The organism is Streptomyces sp. NPDC093071 (assembly GCF_044754545.1).
GTDB lineage: Bacteria > Actinomycetota > Actinomycetes > Streptomycetales > Streptomycetaceae > Streptomyces.
On the sequence record NZ_JBIVPH010000012.1, the window covers coordinates 75017 to 91477 of the forward strand.

General features: G+C 72.3%; 13 protein-coding genes and 1 pseudogene. 6 read left to right on the plus strand and 8 right to left on the minus strand.

Annotation, left to right across the window (positions count from 1 at the left end):
• The first annotated feature begins 4 nt into the window (after positions 1 to 4).
• The 4 genes from ACIQD7_RS30670 (at position 5) to glgB (ending at position 7734) form a co-directional block, all read left to right on the plus strand.
• Positions 5 to 1990 (plus strand): alpha-1,4-glucan--maltose-1-phosphate maltosyltransferase, encoded by a 1986-nt coding sequence (locus ACIQD7_RS30670; protein ID WP_402445911.1) that lies wholly within the window; start codon positions 5 to 7, stop codon positions 1988 to 1990.
• Complete coding sequence (gene treS / locus ACIQD7_RS30675; RefSeq protein WP_121828726.1) at positions 1987 to 3681, plus strand: maltose alpha-D-glucosyltransferase; 1695 nt, start codon at positions 1987 to 1989, stop codon at positions 3679 to 3681. Before ACIQD7_RS30670 ends, treS begins: the two co-directional genes overlap by 4 nt.
• Positions 3682 to 3914: 233 nt before the next feature.
• Positions 3915 to 5264, plus strand: a complete 1350-nt coding sequence (locus ACIQD7_RS30680) for a maltokinase N-terminal cap-like domain-containing protein (RefSeq protein WP_121828727.1) — start codon at positions 3915 to 3917, stop codon at positions 5262 to 5264.
• A 148-nt stretch (positions 5265 to 5412) separates the two neighbouring features.
• Entirely contained in the window at positions 5413 to 7734 is a 2322-nt protein-coding gene (gene glgB, locus ACIQD7_RS30685; protein WP_402445915.1) for a 1,4-alpha-glucan branching enzyme, read from the plus strand.
• 18 nt (positions 7735 to 7752) lie between these two features.
• Here the strand turns inward: glgB and ACIQD7_RS30690 are convergent, their stop codons facing one another.
• The 7 genes and pseudogenes from ACIQD7_RS30690 to ACIQD7_RS30720 form a co-directional block, all read right to left on the minus strand.
• Positions 7753 to 9987 carry a HelD family protein gene (locus tag ACIQD7_RS30690; protein WP_402445918.1) on the minus strand — a complete coding sequence of 745 codons (2235 nt, stop codon included), beginning with the start codon at positions 9985 to 9987 and terminating at the stop codon, positions 7753 to 7755.
• Positions 9988 to 10112: 125 nt separating this feature from the next.
• Positions 10113 to 10580: a GNAT family N-acetyltransferase gene (locus tag ACIQD7_RS30695; RefSeq protein ID WP_402445920.1), complete on the minus strand. Its 468-nt coding sequence runs from the start codon at positions 10578 to 10580 to the stop codon at positions 10113 to 10115.
• Between the two features lie 64 nt (positions 10581 to 10644).
• Entirely contained in the window at positions 10645 to 11004 is a 360-nt protein-coding gene (locus ACIQD7_RS30700; protein ID WP_402445921.1) for a thioredoxin family protein, read from the minus strand.
• Positions 11005 to 11009: 5 nt separating this feature from the next.
• Positions 11010 to 11414 carry a MerR family transcriptional regulator gene (locus ACIQD7_RS30705; protein ID WP_402446043.1) on the minus strand — a complete coding sequence of 135 codons (405 nt, stop codon included), beginning with the start codon at positions 11412 to 11414 and terminating at the stop codon, positions 11010 to 11012.
• Positions 11415 to 11621: 207 nt separating this feature from the next.
• A pseudogene (locus tag ACIQD7_RS30710) lies at positions 11622 to 11822 on the minus strand (HAD hydrolase-like protein); the annotation flags it as partial.
• 77 nt (positions 11823 to 11899) lie between these two features.
• Entirely contained in the window at positions 11900 to 12280 is a 381-nt protein-coding gene (locus ACIQD7_RS30715; protein ID WP_402445924.1) for a DUF6221 family protein, read from the minus strand.
• A 139-nt stretch (positions 12281 to 12419) separates the two neighbouring features.
• Entirely contained in the window at positions 12420 to 12959 is a 540-nt protein-coding gene (locus ACIQD7_RS30720; RefSeq protein ID WP_402445926.1) for an Lrp/AsnC family transcriptional regulator, read from the minus strand.
• Positions 12960 to 13026: 67 nt separating this feature from the next.
• Between ACIQD7_RS30720 and ACIQD7_RS30725 the strand changes: the two genes are divergently transcribed.
• Positions 13027 to 13923: an NAD-dependent epimerase/dehydratase family protein gene (locus ACIQD7_RS30725; RefSeq protein ID WP_121828734.1), complete on the plus strand. Its 897-nt coding sequence runs from the start codon at positions 13027 to 13029 to the stop codon at positions 13921 to 13923.
• Positions 13924 to 13934: 11 nt separating this feature from the next.
• Positions 13935 to 14924, plus strand: coding sequence for an aldo/keto reductase (locus ACIQD7_RS30730; protein WP_402446046.1), 990 nt, complete (start codon positions 13935 to 13937; stop codon positions 14922 to 14924).
• Between the two features lie 107 nt (positions 14925 to 15031).
• Here the strand turns inward: ACIQD7_RS30730 and ACIQD7_RS30735 are convergent, their stop codons facing one another.
• The gene (locus ACIQD7_RS30735) at positions 15032 to 16384 is read right to left on the minus strand and encodes a cation:dicarboxylate symporter family transporter (RefSeq protein WP_402445930.1); all 1353 of its coding nucleotides are present in this window, start codon (positions 16382 to 16384) and stop codon (positions 15032 to 15034) included.
• Positions 16385 to 16461 lie beyond the last annotated feature (77 nt).

Sequence of the window (16461 nt, forward strand, 5' to 3'; positions counted from 1 at the left end):
GCTCATGGGACGCATTCCCGTACTGGACGTCCGCCCACTGGTCGACTGCGGCCGGCGCCCCGCGAAGGCGGTGGCCGGAGAGACCTTCGAGGTGACGGCGACCGTCTTCCGCGAGGGGCACGACGCGGTCGCCGCCAATGTCGTGCTGCGCGGCCCCTCGGGCCGTCCCGGCCCCTGGATCCCGATGCGCGAACTGGCCCCGGGCACCGACCGGTGGGGGGCCGAGGTCACCCCGGACGCCGAGGGCTCCTGGACGTACGCCGTGGAGGCCTGGAGCGACCCGGTCGCCACCTGGCGGCACGCGGCGAAGATCAAGATCCCGGCCGGGATCGACTCCGAACTGGTCCTCGCCGAGGGGGCCGAGCTGTACGAGCGGGCCGCGAAGGGCGTCCCGAAGAAGGGCGGCGGCCGGGAGGCGGTGCTCGCGGCGGCGGACGCCCTGCGCGACCCGTCCCGCCCCGCCGCCGTGCGGCTCGCGGCGGCGCTCGCCCCCCGGGTGGTGGAGGCCCTGGACCGCCACCCGCTGCGCGAACTGCTCACCTCCTCCCCGAAGTTCCCCCTCCAGGTGGAGCGGGAGCGGGCCCTGTACGGCTCGTGGTACGAGTTCTTCCCGCGCTCGGAGGGTGCGCGGACGGTCGACGGGCGCACGGTCCCGGGGAACTTCCGGACGGCCGCCGAGCGGCTGCCGGCGGTGGCGGCGATGGGCTTCGACGTGCTGTACCTGCCGCCGGTGCACCCGATCGGCGAGACCCACCGCAAGGGCCCGAACAACTCCCTGTCGGCGTCGCCGAGCGACGTGGGCGTGCCGTGGGCGATCGGCTCGCCGGAGGGCGGGCACGACGCGCTCCACCCGGACCTGGGCACCTTCGAGGACTTCGACGCCTTCGTGGCGCGGGCCCGGGAGCTGCGTCTGGAGGTGGCGCTCGACTTCGCGCTCCAGTGCTCGCCGGACCACCCGTGGGTGGAGAAGCACCCGGACTGGTTCCACCACCGCCCCGACGGCTCGATCGCGTACGCGGAGAACCCGCCGAAGAAGTACCAGGACATCTACCCGATCGCGTTCGACAAGGACATGGACGGGATCGTCGAGGAGACCGTGCGGGTGCTGCGGCACTGGATGGACCACGGGATCCGGATCTTCCGCGTCGACAACCCGCACACCAAGCCGGTGGTGTTCTGGGAGCGGGTGATCGGGGAGGTCAACAAGAACGACCCGGACGTGATCTTCCTGGCGGAGGCGTTCACCCGGCCCGCGATGATGCGGACCCTGGGCGCGATCGGCTTCCAGCAGTCGTACACGTACTTCACCTGGCGCAACACCAAGGAGGAGCTGACGGAGTACCTGACGGAGCTGTCCCGCGACACGGCCGCGCAGATGCGGCCGAACCTGTGGGTGAACACCCCGGACATCCTGCCCGGCTACCTCCAGGAGGGCGGCCGGCCCGCGTTCGAGGCGCGGGCGGTGCTCGCGGCGACGCTCTCGCCGTCCTGGGGCATGTACGCCGGGTACGAGCTGTGCGAGGGCACCCCGCTGCGGGAGGGCAGCGAGGAGTACCTCGACTCGGAGAAGTACGAACTGCGGCCCCGTGACTGGGAGTCGGCGGAGCGCGCGGGGCGGACGATCACCCCGCTGATCACGACCCTGAACCGGATCAGACGCCGGCACCCGGCGCTGCGCCGGCTGCGGAACCTGACGTTCCACGACGTGGACAACCCGCAGGTGATCGCGTACAGCAAGCGCTCCGGTTCGAACACCGTTCTGGTGGTCGTCAACCTCGACCCGCACCACACCCAGGAGGCGACGGTCTCGTTGAACATGCCGGAACTCGGCCTCGACTGGCACGAGACCGCGCCGGTGCGCGACGAGCTCACCGGCGAGACCTATCACTGGGGCAGGGCCAACTACGTGCGCCTAGAGCCGGGCGTCACGCCCGCGCACGTGCTGGCCCTGCGACCGTCCCCGCAGACCGGAGGGTCACCCACCTCATGACTGTCAACGAGCCCGTCCCCGACACCTTCGAGGACACCCCCGCCAAGGACCGTGATCCCGACTGGTTCAAGCGGGCCGTGTTCTACGAGGTCCTCGTCCGCTCCTTCCAGGACAGCAACGGCGACGGCGTCGGCGACCTGAAGGGCATCACGTCCAAACTGGACTACCTCCAGTGGCTGGGCGTGGACTGCCTCTGGCTTCCGCCGTTCTTCAAGTCCCCGTTGCGGGACGGCGGCTACGACGTGGCCGACTACACGTCCGTGCTCCCGGAGTTCGGCGACCTGGCCGACTTCGTGGAGTTCGTGGACGCGGCCCACCAGCGCGGTATGCGCGTGATCATCGACTTCGTCATGAACCACACCAGCGACCAGCACATGTGGTTCCAGGAGTCGCGGCGCGATCCGGACGGGCCGTACGGCGACTACTACGTCTGGGCCGACGACGACAAGCAGTACCCGGACGCCCGGATCATCTTCGTCGACACGGAGACCTCCAACTGGACCTTCGACCCGGTGCGCAAGCAGTACTACTGGCACCGGTTCTTCTCGCACCAGCCGGACCTCAACTACGAGAACCCGGCGGTGCAGAAGGAGATCCTGTCCGCGCTGAAGTTCTGGCTGGACCTGGGAATCGACGGCTTCCGGCTCGACGCGGTGCCGTACCTGTACCAGGAGGAGGGGACCAACTGCGAGAACCTCCCGGCCACCCACGCCTTCCTGCGGCGGGTCCGCAAGGAGATCGACGAGCACTACCCGGACACGGTGCTGCTCGCCGAGGCCAACCAGTGGCCGGAGGACGTCGTCGACTACTTCGGCGACTTCCGGTCGGGCGGCGACGAGTGCCACATGGCCTTCCACTTCCCGGTCATGCCGCGGATCTTCATGGCCGTGCGGCGCGAGTCCCGCTACCCGGTCTCCGAGATCCTGGCGAAGACCCCGGAGATCCCCTCCGGCTGCCAGTGGGGCATCTTCCTGCGCAACCACGACGAGCTGACGCTCGAAATGGTCACGGACGAAGAGCGCGACTACATGTACTCCGAGTACGCCAAGGACCCGCGGATGCGGGCCAACATCGGCATCCGGCGCCGCCTCGCCCCGCTCCTGGACAACGACCGCAACCAGATGGAGCTGTTCACCGCCCTGCTCTTCTCGCTGCCCGGCTCACCGGTGCTGTACTACGGCGACGAGATCGGCATGGGCGACAACATCTGGCTGGGCGACCGGGACGGGGTGCGGACCCCGATGCAGTGGACGCCCGACCGGAACGCCGGCTTCTCCTCCTGCGACCCGGGCCGGCTGTACCTTCCGGCCATCATGGACCCGGTCCACGGCTACCAGGTGACCAACGTCGAGGCGGGCATGGCCTCGCCGTCGTCGCTGCTGCACTGGACGAAGCGGATGATCGAGATCCGCAAGCAGAACCGGGCCTTCGGGACGGGGACGTACACGGAGCTCCCGGCGTCGAATCCGGCCGTGCTCGCGTTCCTCCGCGAGGACGGCGACGACCTGGTGCTGTGCGTGAACAACTTCTCGCGGTTCGCGCAGCCGACCGAGCTGGACCTGCGGCGCTTCGCCGGTCTGCACCCCATGGAGCTGATCGGTGGCGTGAAGTTTCCTGCCATCGGCCAACTCCCGTACCTCCTGACCCTCGCGGGACACGGGTTCTACTGGTTCCGCCTCAAGAAGGGCTGAGACCGCGACGGTTCGGCCACGTCCGCGGCGGGGCGGTTTCGCCCGTCCCGCCGGGGGCACTGTGAACCACACACGATTCAGGTCCATACGGGCCTTCTTCCCGGGCCCATACGGATCTTCCCTTTCCGACACGTCCCGCACTTCCGGACAGCCCAAGCCGCCATCCGGGACACTCTGCGCATTTGAACGCATACGAAAGCCAACTGCGCGCCCCGGGGAAAGGACGCGACGCCATGCCGGAGACCGCATCCAACACCCGGGCCCCGGACGCCCTCCTTCCGTCCCTCGCCCCCCTGCTCCACGAATGGCTGCCACGGCAGCGCTGGTTCGCGGGCAAGGGCCGCCGGGTCACCGGATTCACACTGGACGCGGCCACCGAGCTGCTGCCGCTGGACGGCCCGGGGCCCGGCCTCCTCCATCTGCTCGTACGGGTCGAACAGCCGGGCCGCCCGGCCGGTTCGCCCTCCGACTGCTACCAACTGCTCCTGGGCGTACGGACCCAGCTCCCGCCCCGCCTCGCCCCCGCCCTGATCGGGCGGATCCGGCAGGGGCCGCTCGCCGGACGGGCCGTCTACGAAGGGCTGCGCGACCCGCGGCTCGCCGGGCTCCTCTACGAGCGGCTGCGCACCCCGGGCCGGACCGGCCCGCTGCGCTTCCACGCCACCACCGCCCTGCCGGCCGCGCTCGCGCCCCGCGTGCTCGACGCCGAGCAGTCCAACTCCTCGCTGGTCTACGGAGACGCGTACATCCTCAAGATCTTCCGGCGGGTCAGTCCCGGCGCCAACCCCGACCTGGAGCTGCCGCTCGCGCTCAGCCGGGCCGGCTGCGCCCGGGTGCCCGCGCCGGTCGCCTGGTTCGAGTCGGGGGCCGCGACCCTCGGCGTCCTCCAGCCGTACCTGCGGGACTCCCGGGACGGCTGGCGGCTCGCGCTCGACGCGCTGGCCGACGGGCGGGAGTTCACCACCGAGGCGCGGGCGCTGGGCCGCGCCACGGCCGAGGTGCACCTGGCGCTCGCCGACACGCTGCCGACGCGGCGACTCGGGAAGGCCGAGGCCGAGCTGCTCGCCGACGCGATGGACCGGCGGCTGCACGCGGCGGCGCAGGCCGTGCCCGCGCTGCTGCCGCACGTCCCCGGTCTGCGGGCCGTCTTCGCGGCGGCGGGCGGGACCGCCGGGGCGGGCGCGGTCCAGCGCATCCACGGTGACCTGCACCTCGGGCAGACCCTGCGGGGGTCCGACGGGGCCTGGGCGGTGATCGACTTCGAGGGCGAGCCCGCGAAGCCGCTGGACGAGCGGCGCAGCCCCCAGCCCACGGTCCGGGACGTGGCCGGGATGCTCCGCTCCTTCGACTACGCGGCCCGCACCCACCGCCCCTGGAACGCCGACTGGGCGTCCCGCTGCCGGGCCGCCTTCTGCACCGGCTACGCGGAGGCGGCGGGCGCCGACCCCCGCTCGGACCCGGCACTCCTGCGCGCCTACGAGACCGACAAGGCGGTGTACGAGGTCGTCTACGAGGCCCGGCACCGGCCGGACTGGCTGCCGGTCCCGATGGCGGCGATCGAACGTCTGGCGGCGGCCCGGTGACGCCCTCGTTCGGAGCAGCGTCCCCCGTCCCCGTGACCGCTCCCGCCCGCGAACACGGCCACGCGCCCCGTTCGGCCGAGTTTCCCGGGCGGGCGGCGGACCGTTCACACCCCGTATCCCCTTCTTCCGTCCTCCAGGAGGCATCCCCGTGACCGCCCGACCCGCAGGAAAGACGTCCACAGCCAAGAAGGCGCCCGCGTCGGCCACTGCCAAGAAGGCGTCCGCGGCGGACCTGCCCGCCGTGCGGAAGGAGCCGGCACCGGAGCGGCCCGCCGTACGGAAGGCGCCACCGCTCGACCCGGGCGACCGGGCCCGGCTGCTCGCCGGGGAGCACCACGACCCGCACGGGGTGCTCGGCGCGCACCCGGTGCGCGGCGGGGTGGTGGTGCGGGTGCTGCGCCCGTTCGCCCGGGAGGTCGCCGTCCTCGCCAAGGGCCGCCGGGTCGTGCTGCACGACGACGGGGACGGGCTGTTCTCCGGACTGCTGCCGCTGCTGCGGAAGGTGCCGGCGTACGAGCTGCGGGTGCGCTACGACGAAGGGCCCGAGCTGGAGGTGCAGGACCCGTACCGCTTCCTGCCCTCGCTCGGGGACCTGGACCTGCACCTGATCGGGGAGGGCCGGCACGAGGAGCTGTGGACGGCGCTCGGCTCCCGGATCATGACGCACGAGGGCGTGACCGGCACCCGCTTCGCGGTCTGGGCGCCGAACGCGCGCGGGGTGCGGCTCACCGGCGCGTTCACGTACTGGGGCGCGGGCCTGCCGATGCGCTCGCTCGGCTCGACGGGCGTGTGGGAGCTGTTCGTGCCCGGCCTCGGCGAGGGCACGGTCTACAAGTACGACATCACCCGGCCCGACGGCTCGCACACGCTGCGGGCGGACCCGATGGCCCGGCGGACCGAGTGCCCGCCGAACACCGCGTCGATCGTCACCGAGTCGCACCACGCCTGGGGCGACGCGGAGTGGATGGAGCGGCGGGGCGTGCGCCCGGCGCACGAGGCCCCGCTGTCGGTGTACGAGGTGCACCTGGCGTCCTGGCGGCCCGGTCTGACCTACCGCGAGCTGGCCGAGCAGCTGCCCGCGTACGTGCGGGACCTGGGCTTCACGCACGTGGAGTTCATGCCGGTCACGGAGCACCCCTTCGGCGGCTCGTGGGGCTACCAGGTCACCGGCTTCTACGCGCCGACGGCCCGGATGGGCACCCCGGACGACTTCAAGCACCTGGTGGACGCGCTGCACCGGGCGGGGATCGGGGTCCTGATGGACTGGGTCCCGGCGCACTTCCCGAAGGACGACTGGGCGCTCGCCGAGTTCGACGGGCGGCCGCTGTACGAGCACGAGGACCCGCGCCGGTCGCACCACCCGGACTGGGGGACCCTGGAGTTCGACTACGGCCGCAAGGAGGTGCGGAACTTCCTGGTGGCGAACGCCGTGTACTGGTGCCAGGAGTTCCACATCGACGGCCTGCGGGTGGACGCGGTCGCCTCGATGCTCTACCTGGACTACTCGCGCGAGCACGGCGAGTGGGTGCCGAACGAGTTCGGCGGCCGGGAGAACCCGGACGCGGTGGCGTTCCTCCAGGAGATGAACGCGACCGTGTACCGGCGCTGCCCGGGGATCGTGACCTTCGCGGAGGAGTCCACGGCCTGGGACGGGGTGACGCGGGCGACGGACCAGGTGGGTCCGGGCGGCTTCGGCGGCCTGGGCTTCGGCATGAAGTGGAACATGGGCTGGATGCACGACTCCCTGGAGTACGTGCAGAAGGAGCCGGTGCACCGGAAGTACCACCACGACGAGATGACGTTCTCGATGGTGTACGCGTACAGCGAGAACTACATCCTGCCGATCTCGCACGACGAGGTGGTGCACGGCAAGCGGTCGCTGGTGTCGAAGATGCCGGGCGACTGGTGGCAGCAGCGGGCCAACCACCGCGCCTACCTGGGCTTCATGTGGGCCCACCCGGGCAAGCAACTCCTCTACATGGGGCAGGAGTTCGCGCAGGGCGGGGAGTGGTCGGCGGACCACGGCCCGGACTGGTGGCTGCTCGACCCGGCGTACGGGGCGGCGGCCGACCACCGGGGCGTGCAGAACCTGGTCCGCGACCTGAACACGGTGTACACGGCGACGCCGTCGCTGTGGGAGCGGGACACCTCGCCCGAGGGGTTCGCGTGGGTGGTCGGGGACGCGGCCGACGACAACGTCTTCGCGTTCCTGCGGTTCGACGGCTTCGGCTCGCCGCTGCTCGCCGTGTCGAACTTCTCGCCTGTGGTGCGGCAGGACTACCGGCTCGGGGTGCCGGACACCTTCGCGGCCTGGACGGAGGTGCTGAACACGGACGCGGGCCGCTACGGGGGCTCGGACGTGGTCGGCACCGACCCGGTGAAGACCGAGTCGGTGCCGTGGCACGGTCGGGAGTCGAGCGTGCGGATGACGCTGCCGCCGCTGGCGACGGTGTGGCTCAGGCCGGCTTGAAGGGCACGGCGGGCGTGATCAGGCGGGCCTGATCACGCCGAGGCGCTGGGTGGCCCGGGTCAGCGCCACGTACAGGTCGTTCACGCCGTGCGGGGCGCCGGCCCGGATGCCTTCCGGGTCGACGACGAGGACCGTGTCGAACTCCAGGCCCTTGGCCTGCCGGGGGTCGAGGAGGACCACCGGCCGGGTGAGGTCGGGGGCCGGGCCGTGGTCGGCGTCCGGGAGGGCGGCGACCAGGGCCGGGTGCAGCTCCGGCGGGGCGATCACGGCAAGCCGTCCGTCGGGGCGCCGCTCGGCGGCGACCGCGTCGGCGGTCTCCTTCACCGGGTCCCCGGCCGTGCGGTCCCAGGGCTCGACTCCGGTGGAGCGGACCGAGCTCGGCGGTTCGAAGCCGGGGTCGGTCTCGCGTCGCACGCCGGCGGCGACGGCCATGATCTCGGCGGGGGTGCGGTAGTTGACGCCGAGCCGGACCAGCTCCCAGCGGTCCTCCACGTACGGGCCGAGGATGTCCCGCCAGGCGCCGACGCCGGCCGGGTCGCCGGTCTGGGCGGGGTCTCCGACCAGGGTCATGGAGCGGGTGGGGCTGCGGCGCATGAGGAGCCGCCAGGCCATCGCGGAGAGTTCCTGGGCCTCGTCCACGATGATGTGGCCGAAGGCCCAGGTGCGGTCGGCGGCGGCCCGCTCGGCGGCGGTGCGGTGGTCGGCCTCCTCGTGGCGCTCCGCGAACCGCTCGGCGTCGATGATGTCGTGGGCGGAGAGGACCTCGGAGGCGTCCTTGTCCTGCTCCTCCTTGTCCTCGAACTCGTAGGTGCGGGAGGCGTAGGAGACGTCGAGGACGCCCTGCGCGTACTGGATCCGCTTCTGTCGCTCGGCCTCCTCGGCGGCGCGGAGGGCCGAGTCGTCCTCGCCGAGCAGTTCGGCGGCCTCGTCGAGCAGGGGCACGTCGGCGGAGGTCCACGGGCCGCCCCCGCGCCGGATCGCGGCGGCGTCGGCGTCCGGGAGGTGGGTCGGCTCGGTGAGGTAGTCGGCGAGGAACTCCCGCGGGGTGAGGGCGGGCCAGAGGGTGTCGAGGGCGGCGTGCACCTCGGGGTTGGCGGCGATGCCCTTGGCGAGCAGGGCGATGTCGTCGGGGCCGAGGAAGTTGGGGCCGCCGTAGGGGTCGGCGCCGATGCGGTCCGCGAGCTGCTCGGCGAGGGCGTCGAGGATCCGGAAGACGAAGTAGGGGCGGGCGAGGTTGTGCGGGAGGGCGGTCTCGCGGGCCTTGTGGCGGGCCTCCAGGGCCATGTCCCAGTCGACGACCAGGTCGCCGTCCTCGTGCGGGACGATCAGCGGCTCGCCGCGCTCGGGGACCCGCTGGCGGTCGCGGACGGCGGCGGCGAGGGCGTCGGCCATGGCGGCGGAGCCCTTGACGGCGGCGGCCCGGGGGGTGTCGGTGCCGGTGGCGCGGACGCCGGGGAAGAGTTCGGCGGGGGTGGCGAGGAGGACGCCGGTCTCGCCGAGGGAGGGCAGCACGTTGCCGATGTAGCCGAGGAAGGCGGGGTTGGGGCCGACGATGAGGACGGCCCGGCGGGCGAGCTGCTCGCGGTGGGCGTAGAGGAGGTACGCGGCGCGGTGCAGGGCGACGGCGGTCTTGCCGGTGCCGGGGCCGCCCTCGACGACGAGGACGCCGCGGTGCGGGGAGCGGATGATGGCGTCCTGCTCGGCCTGGATGGTCTGCACGATGTCGTGCATCCGGCCGGTGCGGGCGGCGTCGAGCGAGGCGAGCAGCACCTCGTCGGCGTCCCGGCTCTCGTGGCCGGTGCGGGTGGCGTCGGCGAGGTCGAGGACCTCGTCGTGGAGGCTGGTGACCGTGCGGCCGGTGGTGCCGATGTGGCGCCGGCGGGAGAGGCCCATCGGCTCGTACCCGGTGGCGAGGTAGAAGGGGCGGGCGACCTCGGCGCGCCAGTCGACGACGAGGGGGGTGCGGTTCGGGTCGTCCTCGCGGATGCCGAGCCGGCCGATGTGGTGGTCGCGCCCGTCGCGGAAGACGAGCCGGCCGAAGCAGAGGCCGCTCTCCCCCGCGTTGAGCGCGGCGAGCAGCCCGGACTGCTCGGCGACCAGCACGTCCCGTTCGAGCCGTCCCTGGTTGCCGCCGGTGCCGGGGGTGCGCAGGGCGCGGTCGACGGCGGCCTCGGCCTGGTCCCTCAGGTCGTCGAGTCGTGTGTAGAGATCGGTGATGAATTGTTGTTCGTTCCGAAATTCCTCGGTTGACAATTCGACTCCCGGCGCGATACAGTGCGTTTATTGAGCTTCACCGTGACTTTCAGGCGCACTTGGGTGCGCCTTTTTGTTGTGCAGACACGGAATCCACCAATATACGCTCCGCGACACCCCCGCCGTCAATTCCGGTGGGGGTTTTCCCGTTCTTCCGGGGCCTGGTTCCCGGTCAGGTCCTTGTGGAAGTGGACGTCCTCGGCGCCGCCCGGGATGCCCAGGGTGCGGCCGGTCTCCACGTAGCCGTGCCGGCGGTAGAAGTCCGGGGCCTGGAAGGTGAAGGAGGAGACGGAGGCCCGGTCGCAGCCGCGACGGCGGGCCTCCTCCTCGGCGGCGCGCAGGAGCCTGCCGCCCCAGCCGTCGCGGCGGTGCTCCTCGTGGACCCAGAGCATGTCGATGCCGAGCAGTCCGGCCCAGGTCCAGGCGGTGATCCCGCCGACGACCTCGCCGGTCGCCGGGTCGACGGCCTTCACCGAGAACTCGGCCTGGTCCTCGGGGCCGGTCCCGGTGGCCGCGAAGTTGTACGCGTCGAGCCCCCGGTCGAGGAGCTTCGCCAGCTCGGGGTCGCGGTCCCCGACGGTCAGACCGGTCATGTCGTGATCATGGTTCATGCGGCCCGAGTCTGGCACGGGCCGGGGCGCCGGGGGCCGCCGCGGTTCAGGGGCCGAGGACGTCCTCCAGCTCCTCCAGGAGGCGGCGCTTCGGGCGGGCGCCGACCAGGGACCTCACGGGCTCGCCGGCCCGGAAGACCATGAGGGTCGGGGTGGCGAGGACCCCGTACCGCACCGTGGTCTCCGGATTGCGGTCCACGTCGATCTCGACGATCCGCAGGCGTCCGGCCTCCTCCCGGGCGAGCGCGCCGAGCACCGGGCCGAGCTGCCGGCACGGCCCGCACCACTCGGCGGTGAACTTCACCAGGACCGGCGGCCCGGAGCCCAGCACCTCCGTGCCGAAGTCCGCGTCCGTCACCTCGGTCACGCCCGCCGCGTCCGTCGCGTCCGCCGTGTTCGTCGTCATGTCCGTCATCCCTCTTCCTCCGTGGCCAGTTCGCACCGGGGCTCCGGGCCGTGCGGCAGCTCCGCCTCGGCCCGGAGGAGCTGGGCGCCCACCTGGGCGCGTACCGCCCGGAGCTGTTCGATCAGGCCGTCCAGCTCCGCGACCTTGCGCCGGTAGACGGCGATCGACGCGGGGCACGCGTCCCCCGCCGGGTGCCCCGCGCGCAGGCAGTCGACGAACGGCCGCGTCTCCTCCAGCTCGAACCCGAAGTCCTGGAGGGTCCTGATCTGCTGGAGGAGCCGCAGGTCGTCCTCGTCGTACGTGCGGTGCCCCCGGTCCGTGCGCCGGGCGGTCAGGAGCCCCCGGGACTCGTAGTACCGCAGGGTCCGCGGGGTGGTCCCGGCCCGCTCGGCCAGCTCTCCGATGCGCATGTCCCCGACGGTAGGCCTTGACGTCGACGTCAGGGCAAGGGCCGGGCCCCGGCCCGTGCGCGAAACGGACCCCCGGATCGGCGTGTCAGTACGCCGGGGCAGCACGAGCCGTGCGTGCGTGACCTCGACGACCGGTTGTGCGGCTGGGAGACAACCGTCAGCGCGCTCGCTCGTTGAACCGGGCGATCTCCCCGGCAGCTCGGTGAGGCTCTCGGCCCGGAAGGTCGGGAGCTTCTCCGCTTCCTCGGTCCGCCATTGGATCGTCGCCCACGGACCGCGGCGCACGAGCGCCGTCTCCATCCCGGCCGCGACCGCGGGGCGCAGGTCGTTGTCGACGCGGTCGCCGACGTAGAAGACCACTGCGCGAATCGTCATGGCCCGGATCCTGGGGACCGGGCGGATACGCATGGAGACACGGAGCGCACTTGGCCGATCTCCGCGCTGTCGGTCCCGCCCCTGTGGGCTGTCCCGTAAACGACCTCTGTTCAGGGGGCTCTGGGACAGTCGGGGTGATCGGCATACGGTAGGGCGAGGTCGAGCAAGTCGTCGCACGGCCAGGGCTCACCGTCGTACTGGCAGTCGTCGTTGTTCTCCCACGGCAGTTCCGGGTCGCCTATGGCCGGGCTGAACGCATGGCGGGCGAGCACGCGTCGCTTGGCCTCGACCTCTCGGAGGACACGGGCCGGGTCGTGCAGAGCCACGTGCAGGGCGATCGCGGGACGGAATCCGGCGAGTTCCCCTTGGCGGAAGTCGACGGTGTGCCCCTGAGCGGTCCACTCCCCACCTCCCCCACCGTCACAGCGTCGGGCGAGGTCGGCCTCCTCGTCCAACCGTGCGTGGAGGAACGTCACCAGATCTTGGCTCATGGGAGCATCCTGGACGACGCACCGGGGCCCGGTCGCCCGGTTTTCACGGTGCGGTCGGATCGGGCCGGCCCCAGGGGGCGGGCTCACAGGTCTTCGAGCATCGGCACTGCGCCATTTCGGCGGCTCGCACCGGTGGGCGTCAGGAGTGGTCCCGGTCCGGGGGCAGCAGCGGTTTTCCCTCCACCGGGGAGGAGAGGACGATCGAGGTCGTCGTGCGGCCGAGGGCCGAGGTCTGTTCCAGGACGTCTTCGAGGTGGACGGTGTCGGTGACGGCGACCCTGAGGATCCAGCAGTCCTCGCCCACCACGTGGTGGACCTCCAGGACCTCGGGGCGGGCGGTCAGTTCGAGGGTGCGGGGGTGCTTGAGGGTGTAGCCGCCGTGCGGGTTGACCCGGATGAAGGCCTGGAGGCCGTAGCCGAGGCGGGCCGGGGAGACCCTGGCCCCGTAGCCGGTGACCGCGCCGCTCGCCTCCAGGCGGCGGACCCGTTCGGTGACGGCCGCCGGGCTGAGCCGGACGCGGCGGCCGAGCTCGCTCAGCTTGATCCGGCCGTCGGTCTGGAGCAGCTCCAGGATCAGCCGGTCGACCGGATCGAAGGCCGCGTGAGGGGCCGCCGAGGTTTCGTCGGCGGTTCCTCTCGAACGCCGTGGTTCCTTCGGCGCGAGGGCCGCAACGCCCATGTCTCCCCCTTCAGACGGCGGACGCCGAACGTAACACTTGTCCCCGGAGAAAAGGGAGTGGGAACTCATGGACGTTCTGGTCATCGGCGGGAGCCGCTATTTCGGCAAGCGGGTCATCGCGCTCCTGCGGGAATCCGGGCATCGGGTCACGGTGCTCAACCGGGGTTCCTCCGGAGTTCCGGACGGAATGGGGCACCTCGTGGCCGACCGCGACGACGAGGCCGCTCTGGAATCCGTGCTCGCGGGGCGTTCCTTCGACGTCGTCCTCGACCAGGTCTGCTACACCCCGCGCCAGGCGGAGATCGCCCGGCGGGTCTTCACGGGGCGCGTCCGGCGCTATGTGATGACGTCGACGGTGGAGGTGTACGCGGACGAGGACTCGGCCGGGCCGGTCCCGGAGAGCGCCCTCGACCTGGCGTCGGTCGCCGTCGACCCGGACGCGGCCTGGGACGACCCGGAGTTCCGCGACGCGCACTACGGGGAGGGCAAGCGGCAGGCCGAAGCGGTGTTCGCGGCGGGGGCGCCGTTCGCGTGGGCCTCGGTGCGGGTGGCGCACGTCCTGGGCGGCGACGACGACTTCACCGGCCGACTCGACCACTACGTGCGGCGCGTCCGGGACGGCGAGCCGATCGCGGTGCCGGCGGTGAACCGCCCGGCGACCTACGTGTACGTGGACGAGATCGCCGCGTTCCTCGCCTGGGCGGTGGAGGCGGACTTCACCGGTCCTGTGAACGCGCACTCCCACGGTCCGCTGCACACGGCCGACCTCTGCGCGGAGATCGAGCGGCAGGTGGGCGGCCGGACGGTGTTCCGGGAGGTGGAGGTCGGGGAGGTCTCGCCGTTCTCCTTCGCCCGCTCGTACGGAATGGACAACGCGCGGGCCACGGAGCTGGGTTACTCCTTCTCCCATTCCTCGGAATGGCTCGCGCGGGCCGTCTCCGACGCGGTCGGGGCGGCGCGGTGACGCGCTTCCGGATGCTGGGGGACGTACGGGTCGGGGCCGTCGGCCTCGGCACGATGCCGCTCTCCATCGAGGGGCGGCCCGACGAGGCGCGGGCCGTGGCCACGGTGCACGCGGCCCTGGACGCGGGCGTGACCCTGCTCGACACCGCCGACTCCTACCACCCGCCGGGCGGCGAGCCCGGCGAGGGCGAACTGCTCGTGGCCCGGGCCCTGGCCTCGTACGGGGGCCGTACGGACGGGGTGCTCGTGGCGACGAAGGGCGGGCGGGGACGGACGGCCGACGGCGGCTGGATCGTGGACGGGCGGCCCGGACACCTGCGGCGGGCGGCGGAGGCCTCGGCCCGGCGGCTCGGGGGCGACGCGATCGGGCTCTACCAGCTGCACAAGCCGGACCCGGCCGTCCCGTACGCCGAATCGCTCGGCGCGGTGCGGGAGTTGCTGGACGCGGGCACGGTCCGGCTCGCCGGGGTGTCGAACGTGGACGCGGAGCGGATCCTGCTGGCCCGGGAGGTCCTGGGCGACCGGCTCGTCTCCGTGCAGAACCGGTATTCGCCCGCCGTCCGGGACGGGGAGGCGGAGCTGCGGCTCTGCGCGGAGCTCGGCCTCGCCTTCCTGCCGTGGAGCCCGCTGGGCGGGATCTCCCGCAGCTCCCTGGACGGGACGTCCGCCTTGGAGGAGGACCCGGAGTTCGGGGCGTTCCACCGGGTGGCCCGGGCCCGCGGGACCGGCCCGCAGCGGGTGGCGCTCGCCTGGCTGCTCTCCCGCTCGGAGACCGTCCTGCCGATCCCCGGCGCGAGCCGCCCGGAAACGGCCCGCGACTCGGCCGCGGCGACCGGGCTCGTCCTGACGGAGGAGGAGTTGCGGGAGCTGGGGGGCTCGGCGGTACGGGGGAAACGAGAAGCCTCCGGCCGTACAGAGGTGAACGGGGCCCGGTCGTACGGGCGTGAACAGGAGGTCCCCGGCCGTACGAGGGTGAACAGGGCCCTGGCCGTACAGGGGTGAACGGGGGATCCCCGGCCGCTCGTGGCGGCCGGGGATCTCCCGTGCCCGGGGCCCGGATCCGGCTCAAGGCCCGGGACCCGGAGGTTCTTCGCGGCGGCGCGGGGCCGTCAGACCGTCGCGGGGGTCTTCTCGTCCTCCCCGTCCGCCCGCTGGTCCGGGACCGGGGTCGGGGCGTGGTCGTCGACGAGGGTCTTCTCGTCGAAGGGGACGCGGCCGGCGAGGACCTCGGTCACCCGCGCCTTGTCGATCTCCTTGGTCCAGGTGCCGACCAGCACCGTGGCGACGGCGTTGCCCGCGAAGTTGGTGAGGGCGCGCGCCTCGCTCATGAAGCGGTCGATGCCGACGATCAGGCCCACCCCGTCGACCAGTTCGGGCCGGTGCGACTGGAGGCCGCCCGCCAGGGTGGCGAGGCCCGCGCCGGTGACGCCCGCCGCGCCCTTCGACGCGATGATCATGAAGACGAGGAGGGAGACCTGCTCGCCGATCGACAGCGGGTCGCCCATCGCCTCGGCGACGAAGAGCGAGGCCATCGTGAGGTAGATCGCGGTGCCGTCGAGGTTGAAGGAGTAGCCGGTCGGCACGGTGATGCCGACGACCGGCTTGGAGACGCCCAGGTGCTCCATCTTCGCGATGAGGCGCGGCAGCGCCGACTCGGAGGACGAGGTGGAGAGGATCAGCAGGAACTCGCGGCCCAGGTACTTCAGGAGGGCCCAGATGTTGATCCCGGCGACCAGGCGCAGGAGCGCGCCGAGCACGACGAAGACGAAGAGTCCGCAGGTCAGATAGAAGCCGATCATGATGACGGCGAGGGACTTCAGGGCGTCCACGCCGGTCGCGCCGACGACGGCCGCGATCGCGCCGAACGCGCCGACCGGGGCCACCCACATGATCATGGCGAGGATGCGGAAGACCAGCCGCTGGATGTGCCCGATCCCGCGCAGGACCGGCTCCCCGGCCGCGCCCATCGCCTGGAGCGCGAAGCCCGCCAGGAGGGCGACCAGGAGGGTCTGGAGGACCTCGCCCTCGGTGAAGGCGGAGACGAGGGTGGTGGGGATGATCCCGAGGAGGAAGTCCGGCGTGGACTCGCTCGCGCCCTCCGCCTGCTTGGCTCCGGCCTCGGCCAGCTCCTTGGTGAGGTGCAGTCCGGAGCCGGGCTCCAGGAGGTTGCCGACGAGCAGGCCGATCGCGAGCGCCACCGTCGACATGAGCAGGAAGTAGCCGAGGGCGAGGCCGCCGACGGCCCCGACCTTCGCGGCCTTCCGCACCGAGCCGACGCCGAGCACGATCGTGCAGAAGATGATCGGGGAGATCATCATCTTGATCAGGTTGACGAATCCGGTGCCGAGCGGCTTCAGCTCGACGGCGAAGCCCGGCGCCAGGAAGCCGACCGCGATGCCGAGCAGTACGGCGCCGATGACGGCCAGGTACAGATAGTGGGTACGGTCCCGGCGTGCGGCCACGGCGGTCCTCCTCGTGCTGGTGGGTGTCCCCCGGGCGTCCGCGTCCCGGTGGACCTCCGCGACTATCCACCAGCCTG

Excerpts from the sequence above, each read along its gene's own strand:
- ACIQD7_RS30695 (WP_402445920.1), bottom strand. The coding sequence starts at position 10,580 with ATGACCGGTCTGACCGTCGGGGACCGCGACCCCGAGCTGGCGAAGCTC.
- ACIQD7_RS30670 (WP_402445911.1), top strand. The coding sequence starts at position 5 with ATGGGACGCATTCCCGTACTGGACGTCCGCCCACTGGTCGACTGCGGC.
- ACIQD7_RS30730 (WP_402446046.1), top strand. The coding sequence starts at position 13,935 with ATGCTGGGGGACGTACGGGTCGGGGCCGTCGGCCTCGGCACGATGCCG.
- ACIQD7_RS30680 (WP_121828727.1), top strand. The coding sequence starts at position 3,915 with ATGCCGGAGACCGCATCCAACACCCGGGCCCCGGACGCCCTCCTTCCG.
- treS (WP_121828726.1), top strand. The coding sequence starts at position 1,987 with ATGACTGTCAACGAGCCCGTCCCCGACACCTTCGAGGACACCCCCGCC.
- ACIQD7_RS30720 (WP_402445926.1), bottom strand. The coding sequence starts at position 12,959 with ATGGGCGTTGCGGCCCTCGCGCCGAAGGAACCACGGCGTTCGAGAGGA.
- ACIQD7_RS30715 (WP_402445924.1), bottom strand. The coding sequence starts at position 12,280 with ATGAGCCAAGATCTGGTGACGTTCCTCCACGCACGGTTGGACGAGGAG.
- ACIQD7_RS30725 (WP_121828734.1), top strand. The coding sequence starts at position 13,027 with ATGGACGTTCTGGTCATCGGCGGGAGCCGCTATTTCGGCAAGCGGGTC.
- ACIQD7_RS30700 (WP_402445921.1), bottom strand. The coding sequence starts at position 11,004 with ATGACGACGAACACGGCGGACGCGACGGACGCGGCGGGCGTGACCGAG.
- ACIQD7_RS30705 (WP_402446043.1), bottom strand. The coding sequence starts at position 11,414 with ATGCGCATCGGAGAGCTGGCCGAGCGGGCCGGGACCACCCCGCGGACC.